The following is a 12083-nucleotide window of genomic DNA, read 5'->3' as shown; positions in this document are numbered from 1 at the left end:
GCGCTTGCACGCCTATCACACGCCGACTATTCCCTGCACAACAACAAATACACCCAGTCCTTTAATCTTTGACCAACGTTGCCTTTCCATCACTAGTGCAACTAATGACATCCCCGGGTTTACAAAACCCACCCGTTGGAAAGGTCAGGTCGACACGGATATGTCCGCTCCCCTTGACGTCTGGCCGGGAGTCACCCACCTTGCCCAGGTTGCGCCACACTTCGAAACTGGCGACAGCTGAACCGTATTCGCGCATAGGCTCCAAGGTCCGGTCGAACGGTTCCACCACAACTTTAATACCGTTATCAATATGGGGTTGCAGCACCTGGATGGTTTCTTCGTATTCAGTGCCAGCAATAGGATCAACCCAGTTATTACGCGCATAGCCTTGCCAGTGAAAACGCACCTCGTCGTTAAGTTGCAGGCCGATATTGCCCGGAATCAACCAATGCACGCCATATAAAGGCGAAGGCGAAGAACAACAGGTCACATACTCGCTAGTCAGGGTGTGCTGAACTTGCGGAGGAGTAAAATCAATCAGCGCCGTCACATCGACATTCACAAAAGTTGGCGGCGACTGTTGTTCGTTGACCCCATTACTGGTGAGGTAATGGACCGGCAGACGTGGATTGACCGTCCCCTCGATCAGATTCCAGGGAATATCGGTAAACCACACCAACTGCCCTCCTACCTCCCCCAACTGCACGGGATGGCTGGCCACCGGGCCAACACCGTTCCAGAACAGACTGAGCAATTGACCCGCAACCGGATCTGCAAACAAAGGAACATATGCCTGGGCAGCCAGCCCACGATCCAGATGATTGAGCTGATTGGGAGTCTTGGAGCCGCGCCCTATCACCGTGACGCTGGCCAGGGTCGGGTTAAGCAATGCGGGCGCATTGGGATGGTCCTGGCCGGCAATCGTCAGGTCGACATTGAACCGTTCCGATAAGGAACGAAATGGAGGCAGGGCTCCGCGAATGATTTCGTAGCGCACCACCGCCGCTTCGGGAACCGGTACAGGCGCAGGCCCCCTGAGGGTCAGCCATGGAATTTCCACATCACAAGGGAAGCCCAGTACCGGCTGCGGGACTGTCGGACGGGCATTCCAATAGGCGATTACCTGGTCCCCCGGCGCCCAATCGTCGTAGGCGGGGTCAATGCGCATGAACACGCCACGACGTGCATCATCGCGCTTGATCAGGCCGTCGTCGTATGCCGGTGGCCGAATTTGCGGACGCGGCAAGTTGCTCGGCAACGGCGTCAGTGCCAGCTGAAACAGCAGTCCGGCACTCTGGCTGCTGAAATTGCCTGCCTCGTCAAAAATGCGGTAGAAAATATAGGCGTCACCGTTGTTCAACCTGCGAAAAATATCGGGGTCCACGTAAGCAACCAGCGGGTCTGAGGCTAACGCGATCACGTACTCGGCGTCCGCCGCGCTTAGCGGCGGGTTATCCCGGTTGGACAGGTAGAATTCAATCCGGTCCCTGTCCGAGCGCACGGTGTAGAACGGAATATTGAACGCCATCGGCACGTTATCGAGCAGGTATTGCTCATCGACGTTCGGGGTCGGGGCAACTACAAAATCCACAGTATCCAGAGGGTTCAGTAACTCAGGCGAATCCAGATCGATGGTGAGTGTTCTCCTGGGATTCAGCACACTGACGCCGCCAAAGGAGTCCTGAACCGTGTAGTAGAGTTGCGCGGTGCCGGAGCCCTCGTCAGTCAATCGTGACAGGGGCACCTCCAGTGAGATCACCGCTGGCAAAGGGGGTGGCGGGCCAAACACCTGCCGCGAATCAACCACCTCATCGACACCCGCCCACACCCAGCGGAGGCGCACGATGTGCGGCTCATCCAGCAGCGGCTCGGGTCGCGGGTTCCACATCGGAATGTTGACCTGCAGCGGGCCCTGCAGGCGCGAGCGCGGGATCACGCCCCGGGGGTCACCACTGTCGACGCCGGGTATGTCCATCGGGTCCAGCAACACAGTGCCCCCATCGTCCGCGCCCAAGGGTTTGATCAGGTAAGTGGATTCAGAGACGTCAGACATGGGTTTAATCCTCAACACGGTGGACAGTGGCCTGCCGGCAGGCGGCGTGTGTATACCAAGTGGCGTTGAGAGAATTAAGCGCCCGATTCCTTCGTCCGGATACTGTCAGAATTAACAGGTAGACCCCTCCATTCGTCGCTTTTGCTCGGCCTTGCTGCCAGGGCGGTTACTGAGCAGCGCTTGACGAAATTTCCTACTTGGTGTTTCCTGAAACCGGTTTCAGCAATTGGTTTCGCCTTGGAACCCAGATAAATCCAATAAGAAAGGCCCGCCGCCGTGACTACTTTTTCCGCCGCCCAACGCAGCCGCGTGACCATGCTGGACGTCGCCGAGCGCGCCGGTGTGTCCAAGGCCAGCGTGTCGCGCTTTATCGGCGACGACCGTGCCCTGCTCTCCGATGCCATCGCCCTGCGCATCGAGCAGGCCATCGATGAGCTGGGCTATCGCCCCAACCAGATGGCCCGCGGCCTGAAACGCGGGCGCACCCGCCTGATCGGCATGCTGGTAGCCGATATCCGCAACCCCTATTCGATTGCCGTGATGCATGGCGTGGAAACCGCCTGCCGCCAGCACGGCTACAGCCTGGTGGTGTGCAACACCGACCGCGATGACGAGCAGGAGCGCCAGCACCTGGCGGCCCTGCGTGCCTACAATATCGAAGGGCTGATCGTGAATACCCTCGGCCATCACCTGGACCAATTGCTGGAACTGCAACGGGAAATGCCCCTGGTGCTGGTGGACCGCAAGGTCGAACCGCTGCACAGCGACCTGGTAGGGCTGGACAACCCGGTGGCGGTGCGCATGGCCGTGGAGCATCTGGAACAGCAAGGCTATCGCGACCTGCTGTTGGTGACTGAAGCCACCGACGGCACCAGCTCGCGGCTTGAGCGCCTGGACAGTTTCAAGGCGGAGATGACCAACCGTCCGACGTTGACCGGCGCCGTACTGGAGTTGGATGGCGAACTGGAACAGCGTCTGCAAAAGTTTCTAGGCAAATCCGGCCCCAAGGCGTTGTTCTGCGCCAACGGAATCGCGGCACTGGCGTGTACCCGCGCGTTGAAAAATCTAGGCTGCGACCTGTTTGATGACGTGGGCCTGATCGCCCTGGATGACCTCGACTGGTACCCGCTGGTGGGCAACGGCATCACCGCCCTCGCCCAGCCCACCGAGGCCATTGGCGCCAGTGCGTTTGACTGTTTACTCAAGCGTTTGCGCGGCGATAGCCAGCCCCCACGCACCCTGGATTTCTTGCCACAACTGATTATCCGGGGCTCGACCCAATCCCTTGTGGGAGCTGGCTTGCCTGCGATAACGGTTTCTCCGGCGAAGCAGTAGGCGGCTGACCGCCGCCATCGCAGGCAAGCCAGCTCCCACACGTTTATTTTGCGAATAAAAATGAAACCGGTTTCAGAGGTCCACAACAATGCATAAATACCCCGTCTCCATCAGCCTTTCCAGTTACGGCGCCGACCTGGTCCGCCAGCAAGGCCAGTTGAGTTTCGTCGAGGTGCTGGCTGCCGCCGGCGCGCAACGCATCGAATGGCGCGAAGAGCTGCTGACCACCGAACAACCCCATGAGCTGGCGCAAGCTGCAGCCGATCAAGGCCTGGAGTGCGTGTTCTCATCGCCCCTGGAACTCTGGGTGGCCGGTCGCTCACAGCCCAATGCCGAACTGGCCGTCACCCTCGACCGCGCCCAGGCATTCGGCGCCCGCTGGCTGAAAGTCTCCCTGGGCTATTTCACCGACACCAACGACCTCGACAGCTTGAGCGCCATGCTCAACCGGCATCCGGTCAAGCTGCTGGTGGAAAACGACCAGACCCTGCACGGCGGGCGCATCGAGCCGATGCAGCGCTTTTTCAACGAAATCGAGCGGTTGGCGGTGCCGGTGAAAATGACCTTCGATATCGGTAACTGGCAATGGCAGGACCAGTCGGCGACCACCGCTGCACGCCTGCTGGGCCGCCACGTGGATTACCTGCACTGCAAGGCCGTGGCCCGCCGCGCCGACGGCAAGCTGGTGGCTTTGCCGCCGGGCGCCGCCGACCTGCATCTGTGGGAACAACTGCTCAAGCACATGACTCAAGGTATTACCCGGGCCGTGGAATTTCCGCTGCAAGGCAATGACCTGGTGCCGGTCACCGCCCAGCAGGTCGCCACCCTCGCCGTCCTCGGCCAGCCCCGCGTGGAGAACGCACATGTCTGAGATCGATATCCTGTCGTTTGGTGAAACCATGGCGATGTTTGTCGCCGAACAGACCGGCGACCTGGCCCAGGTTGCCCAGTTTCACAAGCGTATTGCCGGCGCCGACAGCAACGTCGCCATCGGCCTGTCACGCCTGGGCTTCAACGTCGCATGGCTGAGCCGCGTGGGTGCCGATTCCCTCGGGCGCTTCGTGGTGGACACCTTGCAGAACGAAGGCCTGGACTGCACCCATGTGGCGGTGGACCCGCTGCACCCCACGGGCTTTCAACTCAAGTCCCGCGAGGAAGCCGGCGATGATCCGCAGGTGGAGTACTTCCGCCGTGGCTCGGCCGCCAGCCATCTGTCGGTCGAGGCGATCAAGCCTGAGCTGTTGCAAGCCCGGCACCTGCACGCCACCGGCATTCCGCCGGCGCTGTCGGACGCCACCCGCGACCTGTCGCGCCAGTTGATGACGCAAATGCGCGAGGCCGGGCGCAGCGTGTCCTTCGACCCGAACCTGCGCCCGTCCCTGTGGGCGAACGAGCAACGCATGATCAGCGAAATCAACGCCCTCGCCTGCCTGGCTGACTGGGTGTTGCCGGGCTTGGGCGAAGGCCGCTTGCTCACCGGTTTTGAAGACCCGGCCGACATCGCCGCGTTTTACCTGGACCAGGGCGTGGAAGCCGTGGCCATCAAGCTCGGGCCCCACGGCGCGTATTACCGCACCCAACTGGACCAGGGGTTTGTCGCCGCCGTGCCAGTGGCCAAGGTGGTCGACACGGTCGGCGCCGGCGATGGGTTTGCCGTGGGCATGATCAGCGCGCTCCTGGAAAACCTGAGCTTCAGCGAAGCCGTGCAGCGCGGCAACTGGATCGGCAGCCGCGCGGTGCAGAGCCGTGGCGACATGGAAGGCTTGCCGTTCAGGACCGATCTGCCCCACACCCAGAAAGCCGGTTAATCAGCATCACCGAGTTACCTGTTGCCACAACTACAACAAGCTCAGGAGCAACCTTATGGAACCGTTGAAACTCGCCACCCGCCGTTGGTGGTACATCATGCCCATCGTGTTTATCACCTACAGCCTGGCGTACCTGGACCGCGCCAACTACGGCTTTGCCGCCGCCTCCGGGATGGCCGAAGACCTGATGATCACCCCGGGCATGTCGTCATTGCTCGGCGCGCTGTTCTTCCTCGGCTACTTTTTCTTCCAGGTGCCCGGTGCGATCTACGCGCAGAAACGCAGCGTGAAGAAGCTGATTTTCGTCAGCCTGATCCTGTGGGGCGGCCTGGCCACCCTGACCGGCATGGTGTCCAACGCCTACATGCTGATCGTGATCCGCTTCATGCTCGGGGTGGTCGAAGCCGCCGTGATGCCGGCGATGCTGGTGTACCTGTGCCACTGGTTCACCCGCGCGGAACGCTCGCGGGCCAACACCTTCCTGATCCTCGGCAACCCGGTGACCATGATGTGGATGTCGGTGGTCTCGGGCTACCTGGTACAGCATTTCAGCTGGCGCTGGATGTTTATCATCGAAGGTTTGCCGGCGGTGCTGTGGGCGTTTATCTGGTGGAAGCTGGCGGATGAAAAACCCGCAGACGCCAAATGGCTGAGCGCCCAGCATAAAAAAGACCTGGAAACCGCCCTCGCCGAAGAACAAGTGGGCATCAAGGCGGTAAAGAACTACGCCGAGGCCTTTCGCTCACCCAAGGTGATCATCCTGGCGCTGCAGTTTTTCTGCTGGAGCATTGGCGTGTATGGCTTCGTGCTGTGGCTGCCGTCGATCCTCAAGGCCGGCCTGAAAATGGACATGGTCGAGGCTGGCTGGCTGTCGGCGCTGCCGTACCTGGCGGCGGTGATCGGCATGCTGGCGGTGTCCTGGGGCTCGGACAAACTGCAAAAACGTAAACGTTTTGTGTGGCCACCGTTGCTGATCGCCTCCATCGCGTTTTATGCGTCCTACGTGCTCGGCGCCGAACACTTCTGGTGGTCGTACACCCTGCTGGTGATCGCCGGGGCCTGTATGTACGCGCCTTACGGGCCGTTTTTCGCAATCGTCCCGGAAATCCTCCCGGCCAACGTCGCCGGCGGCGCCATGGCGCTGATCAACAGCATGGGCGCCCTCGGTTCGTTCGGCGGTTCGTACCTGGTGGGCTACCTCAACAGCAGCACCGGATCGCCCGGCGCCTCGTACTTGCTGATGAGTGGTGCGCTGCTGGTGTCGGTGGTGTTGACGATCTTTCTCAAGCCCGGCGCCAGCGACCGCGAACGCGCCCCGCTGCAATCCCTTGAATTGAAGGTAAAGACCTGATGAAAAAGTCTGTCGTGCTCTACAAGAAACTCTCTGCACCGCTGATGGCCCGTCTGCATGAACAGGCCGAGGTCACGCTTATTGAATCGCTGGATGAAAGCGGCCTGGCCAAACTGCGTGAAGCCTTGCCGACCGCTCAGGGCTTGCTCGGTGCCAGCCTGCGCCTGGATGCCAAACTGCTGGATCTGGCGCCAAACCTTGAGGCGGTGGCCAGCGTGTCGGTCGGTGTCGACAACTACGATATCGACTACCTGACCGAGCGCGGCATCCTGCTCAGCAATACCCCCGACGTACTGACCGAAACCACCGCCGATACCGGCTTCGCCCTGATACTGGCGACCGCCCGGCGAGTGGTGGAGCTGTCCAATATGGTGCGCGCCGGCAACTGGAACCAGAACATCGGCCCGCTGCATTTCGGCAGCGACGTGCATGGCAAGACCCTGGGCATTATCGGCATGGGCCGGATAGGTGAAGCATTGGCCCAGCGTGGGCACTTCGGGTTCGGCATGCCGGTGATCTACCACAGCCACTCGCCAAAACCTGCGGTGGAGGCGCGGTTTGACGCGCAATACCGCAGCCTGCCGGACCTGCTCCGGGAAGCCGACTTTGTGTGCCTGACCTTGCCGCTGACGGCTGAAACCGAAGGTTTGATTGGCGCTGAAGAGTTCGCGCTGATGGGCCCGGAGACGATCTTTATCAACATCTCCCGGGGCAAGGTGGTGGACGAGCCGGCGCTGATTGAGGCGTTGCAACAGCGCACGATTCGTGCGGCGGGGCTGGATGTGTTTGTGCGGGAGCCACTGCAGCATGATTCGCCGTTGTTGCGTTTGAACAATGTGGTGGCGACGCCGCACATTGGTTCAGCGACTCATGAGACGCGGGAGGCGATGGCCAAGTGTGCGGTGGACAATCTGCTGGCGGCGCTGGCGGGTGAGAAGCCGAAGAACCTGGTGAACCCAGCCGCCTGGAAACACTGATTCCTGAAGCACCACAGAAGCCAATGTGGGAGCGGCGGTGCGACGATTCGACTTGCTCGCGAAGGCGGTGTGTCAGCCACCGAATGCATCAACTGACACACCGCTTTCGCGAGCAAGCCCGCTCCCACATTTTTGATCGTATTTCAGGTCAGATGACGAAGCGCGCCACCATCCCGTTCAAATCCACTGCCAGGCGCGACAGTTCGTGACTGGCGGCTGAGGTCTGATTGGCGCCCGCCGCCGACTGCGTCGCCAGGTCGCGGATGTTCACCAGGTTGCGATCCACTTCGCGGGACACCTGAGCCTGTTCTTCCGAGGCACTGGCGATCACCAGGTTGCGCTCGTTGATCAGGCTGATGGACTGGGTGATCTGCTCCAAGGCCACACCGGCAGCCCGCGCCATTTCCAGGGTGCTTTGGGTGCGCTGGTTGCTCTGCTGCATGGACTGCACCGCTTCACCCGTACCGCTCTGGATGCCGGCGACCATTTTCTCGATTTCCTGGGTCGACTGCGCCGTGCGATGGGCCAGGGCCCGCACTTCGTCCGCCACCACCGCAAAACCACGCCCGGCTTCACCGGCACGCGCCGCTTCAATCGCCGCGTTGAGGGCCAGCAGGTTGGTCTGCTCGGCAATCGCGCGAATCACGTCCAGCACCTTGCCAATGTCACGGCCCTGGGTGGCCAGGCCTTCGATCAGCACCGAGGTGTTTTGCACGTCCTGGGTCATGGTCTGGATCGCGCCGACGGTTTCCACCACTCGGTCGCGCCCTTCCCGCGCAGCCTGGTTGGACTGGCTGGACGCCTCGGAGGTGGACACCGCGTTGCGCGCCACTTCTTCCACGGCGGCCGTCATTTCGTTGACCGCGGTGGCGGCCTGGTCGATTTCGTTGTTTTGCTGTTGCAGGCCTTTGGAGGCTTCTTCGGTGACGGCGCTGAGCTCTTCAGCGGCGGAGGCCAACTGCGTGGCTGAGCCGGCGATGTGCTGGATGGTCTGGCGCAGGTTGTTCTGCATCGCGGCCAGGGCGCCGAGCAGGCGGGCCGGTTCGTCCTTGCCGTCGACTTCGATGGGTTTGCTCAGGTTGCCGCCGGCGATGGATTCGGCAGCACTGACCGCCTTTTGCAGCGGAGCGACAATGCTGCGGGTCAGCAGCCAGGCCAGCAACACCGTCATCAAGGCTGCCACCACGGCGACGATGATGATCCCGGTCACAGCCTGGGAATAACTGCCTTCGGCGGCGACGTTGGCCTGATCGGCCCCGGCGCTGTTGATGGCGATCAGTTTATTCAACTGCTCGCCCATCAGGTCGGTGCCGTCCTTGATCCGGGTATTGATCAGGGTACGCATCTCCTCGACCTTGTTTTGCTGCGACAGCGACATCATCTCGGCCTGGGCGGTCAGGTAGCTGTCGAGGGTCGCGGAAAAGGCTTTGTAGACGCTGGCCTCTTCGCCCTCGGCAGGCAAGGCCGAATAGGCGGCCTGGGCCACCTTGACCTTGTCCACCAGAATGGCCGAGCGCTCCTTGGCGTCCTGCACGGCGGCCGGCTCGCGGTTGATCAGAATGCGGAAGGACAGGATGCGCAGGCGCAACACGTTTTCGGTAATGTTGCCAAGGTACTTCACGCTGGGTAACTGGTTGGTTCCCATGTCGACCGAGGCCTGGCGGATCAGCGTCATGCGATTGACCGCAAACACCCCCAGGATAACCACAAGCAACGCAATGAACGCAAAACCAAGGAAAGCTCGGGGGGCAATATTCAGGTTACGGAGGGACATAGGTGCGCTCTCAGAAGTAGTGGCTGCGCGCGTCCCTGCCGCGACACGGTCAGTCAGCGTCAACGCGCTGCTCTGACCTTACGGCGCCACTGTTTTAATAGGTATGTGGTGCCTACAACGTTATCGGCCGGCTTGAGGATTTAATGGGGGATGTTTCGAAATATTTTTTCACACTTCTGACAACTGGCACTTTCTGGCATCCTGCGCCTCCTTTTTCCTACCCGGGCCCGTATTTTGTCTGACACTCAAACCCCTCGCCCCCGTTATAAATCCGACCTGATCTACGGCCTCGACGACCGTCCGCACTTCAGCGCGGCGATATTTGCCGCCCTGCAGCACGTGCTGGCCAGCTTTGTCGGGATCATCACCCCGACGCTGATCGTCGGCGGCGTGCTGGGCCTGGAAAGCGAAGTGCCGTACCTGGTCAGCATGGCGTTGTTTGTGTCCGGGCTCGGCACCTTTGTGCAGGCCCGCAAGTTCGGCCCGGTGGGTTCGGGCCTGCTGTGCCTGCAAGGCACCAGTTTTTCGTTTATCAGCGTGATCCTCAGTGCCGGCTTCATGGTCAAGGCCCGGGGCGGCGGCACCGATGAGATCCTGTCGACGATCTTCGGCATCTGCTTTTTCGCGGCGTTTATCGAAGTGGTGCTCAGCCAGTTCATCGGCAAGCTGCGCAAGCTGATCACCCCGGTGGTCACCGGCACCATCATTACCTTGATGGGTTTGTCGCTGATCAAGGTGGCCGTCACCGACATGGCCGGCGGTTATGGCGCCAGCGACCTGGGCGCCGCCGGCAACATGGGCCTGGCGGCCCTGGTGCTGCTGACCATCGTGGTGCTCAACCGCTTCAACAACCCGTTCCTGCGCCTGGGTTCGATCGTGATCGGCCTGACCCTGGGTTTTGTGGTGGCCTGGTGGATGGGCCGCGTCGACCTGGGCGCCCTGCCCCAGCTGCCACTGATCAGCGTACCGGTGCCGTTCAAGTACGGTTTTTCGTTCGACTGGGTGGCGTTTATCCCGGTGGCGGTGATCTTCCTGATTTCGCCCCTGGAAGCCGCCGGTGACCTGACCGCCAACTCGATGATCTCGCAACAGCCGGTCAAGGGCCCGCTGTACATCAAGCGCATCAAGTCCGGCCTGCTGGCCGACGGCCTCAACTCGGTGATGGCGGCCACCTTCAACAGCTTGCCGATGGTGACCTTCGCCCAGAACAACGGGGTGATCCAGTTGACCGGCGTGGCCAGCCGTTATGTGGCGTACTTCATTGCCGGGCTGCTGGTGCTGCTGGGGCTGTTCCCGATGATCGGCGCGGTGTTGCAACTGATGCCCAAGCCGGTACTCGGTGGCGCCACGCTGATCATGTTCGGCACCGTGGCCGTGGCCGGGATCAAGATCCTCGCCGAAGCCGGGCTGCACCGGCGCAATGTGCTGATCGTGGCGATCTCCCTGGGCATGGGCCTGGGTGTGGCAGCAGTGCCGGAAGTACTGCGCGAGCTGCCCAAGGCACTGCACAACATCTTCGAGTCGCCAATCACCGTGGGGGCGTTCTGCGCTATCGTGCTGAACATCTTCCTGCCTGAGGAGTTCATAGAACTGGAAGAAGATGAATTTGATCCGGAAGCCTCCACCCTCAAAGTGATGCAGGACCCGGACGTCACGAAATAGGAGAACCCGTTTTATGCGCAAGCTCATGGTTTTGTCACTGCTGCTACTCACCCTGAGCGCGTGCGCGCTGTTCCCCAACCGCGACCCGGTGAACATCAACGTGGTGGGCATCGAGCCGCTGCAGAGCCAGGACCTGGAAGTGCGTTTCGCGGTGAAGCTGCGGATACAAAATCCGAATGAAACCGCGATCGACTACAGCGGCGTGGCCCTGGACCTGGAGGTCAATGGCCGGCCGCTGGCGTCCGGGGTGAGTGACCAGGGTGGCTCGATCCCACGCTTTTCGGAGACGGTGCTGACGGTGCCGGTGAGCGTTTCGGCGTTTTCCGTGTTGCGCCAGACCCTTGGCTTGAGCCAGACCCAGAGTTTGAATAACCTGCCGTACGTGTTGCGCGGGAAACTCGCAGGTGGCCTGTTCGGCACCATGCGCTTTGTGGATCGCGGGACCCTGGACTTTCCCAACACTGCCACTTGGTAACGACATGGATGCGCAACCTACGCTGTATACCGAACGGCTGATCCTGCGGCCGTTGACGCTGGAGGATGCCGAGGGTGTCCAGCAGCAATTTCCGCACTGGGAAGTGGTGCGTTACCTGAATGCCCTGGTGCCCTGGCCGTACCCGGCGGACGGTGCGCGCAGCTATCTGGAGCATGTTGCATTGCCGGCGATGGCCCGGGGTGAGGAGTGGCATTGGTCGATCCGCCTGAAAAGCGCGCCTGGGGTGTTGATTGGTAATGTCAGCCTGATGGATGAGGTGGACAACAACCGCGGTTTTTGGCTCGCGCCGCAGTGGCAGGGCCAGGGGTTGATGGCCGAGGCCAGTGCGGCGGTGACTGAGTATTGGTTTGAGGTGCTGGAGCGGCCTGTGATGCGCGTGCCCAAGGCGGCGCCGAACGTGGCGTCTCGCAGGATTTCCGAGCGGACGGGGATGCGGTTGGTCAGGACGGATGAAGGGCAGTTTGTCGCGGGGAGTTTGCCCAAGGATATCTGGGAGATTACCCGGGAGGAATGGCTGGGGAGTCGGCGGGGCTGAGGTGGGTTTTGGGTGTATATCCGTTATTTGGGTAACGGCTGATATGGGTTCCGCTCTTACAGCGGCTCACTTTTGAAAAGCGCAAAAGTAAG

The 12083-nt window shown here is 61.2% G+C and carries 10 protein-coding genes; 8 read left to right on the top strand and 2 right to left on the bottom strand.

Annotated features, from left to right (window positions below; translation table 11 throughout):
* Positions 1-61: 61 nt before the first annotated feature.
* Positions 62-2053 (bottom strand): hypothetical protein, encoded by a 1992-nt coding sequence (locus A462_RS29270; protein WP_008431220.1) that lies wholly within the window; start codon positions 2051-2053, stop codon positions 62-64.
* Between the two features lie 276 nt (positions 2054-2329).
* Here A462_RS29270 and A462_RS29275 point away from each other — a divergent pair, with 276 nt between their 5' ends.
* From A462_RS29275 to A462_RS29295, 5 genes are all read left to right on the top strand, one after another.
* On the top strand, positions 2330-3388 hold the full coding sequence (locus tag A462_RS29275) for a LacI family DNA-binding transcriptional regulator (protein WP_003214073.1): 1059 nt from the start codon (positions 2330-2332) through the stop codon (positions 3386-3388).
* An 88-nt stretch (positions 3389-3476) separates the two neighbouring features.
* Positions 3477-4259 carry a sugar phosphate isomerase/epimerase family protein gene (locus A462_RS29280; RefSeq protein WP_008431219.1) on the top strand — a complete coding sequence of 261 codons (783 nt, stop codon included), beginning with the start codon at positions 3477-3479 and terminating at the stop codon, positions 4257-4259.
* Positions 4252-5196 carry a sugar kinase gene (locus A462_RS29285; RefSeq protein WP_003214077.1) on the top strand — a complete coding sequence of 315 codons (945 nt, stop codon included), beginning with the start codon at positions 4252-4254 and terminating at the stop codon, positions 5194-5196. Before A462_RS29280 ends, A462_RS29285 begins: the two co-directional genes overlap by 8 nt.
* A 55-nt stretch (positions 5197-5251) precedes the next feature.
* The gene (locus A462_RS29290; protein ID WP_003214078.1) at positions 5252-6547 is read left to right on the top strand and encodes an MFS transporter; all 1296 of its coding nucleotides are present in this window, start codon (positions 5252-5254) and stop codon (positions 6545-6547) included.
* Complete coding sequence (locus A462_RS29295) at positions 6547-7524, top strand: 2-hydroxyacid dehydrogenase (protein ID WP_008431218.1); 978 nt, start codon at positions 6547-6549, stop codon at positions 7522-7524. Before A462_RS29290 ends, A462_RS29295 begins: the two co-directional genes overlap by 1 nt.
* Before the next feature lie 148 nt (positions 7525-7672).
* Here A462_RS29295 and A462_RS29300 read toward each other — a convergent pair whose 3' ends face one another.
* On the bottom strand, positions 7673-9298 hold the full coding sequence (locus A462_RS29300) for a methyl-accepting chemotaxis protein (protein WP_003214083.1): 1626 nt from the start codon (positions 9296-9298) through the stop codon (positions 7673-7675).
* A 234-nt stretch (positions 9299-9532) separates the two neighbouring features.
* Here A462_RS29300 and A462_RS29305 point away from each other — a divergent pair, with 234 nt between their 5' ends.
* Genes A462_RS29305 through A462_RS29315 form a run of 3 tightly spaced genes read left to right on the top strand, consistent with a single transcriptional unit; the run spans position 9533 to position 11991 of the window.
* A complete protein-coding gene (locus tag A462_RS29305; protein WP_008431217.1) occupies positions 9533-10960 on the top strand; it encodes a nucleobase:cation symporter-2 family protein in 1428 nt (475 codons plus the stop codon).
* A gap of 13 nt (positions 10961-10973) precedes the next feature.
* Entirely contained in the window at positions 10974-11435 is a 462-nt protein-coding gene (locus tag A462_RS29310) for an LEA type 2 family protein (RefSeq protein WP_003214086.1), read from the top strand.
* 4 nt (positions 11436-11439) lie between these two features.
* Complete coding sequence (locus tag A462_RS29315; protein WP_003214088.1) at positions 11440-11991, top strand: GNAT family N-acetyltransferase; 552 nt, start codon at positions 11440-11442, stop codon at positions 11989-11991.
* Positions 11992-12083: the final 92 nt, after the last annotated feature.

It is taken from the genome of Pseudomonas sp. Ag1, assembly GCF_000278565.1.
Classification (GTDB): Bacteria; Pseudomonadota; Gammaproteobacteria; order Pseudomonadales; family Pseudomonadaceae; genus Aquipseudomonas.
This window is presented reverse-complemented; position numbering and strand designations above follow the sequence as displayed.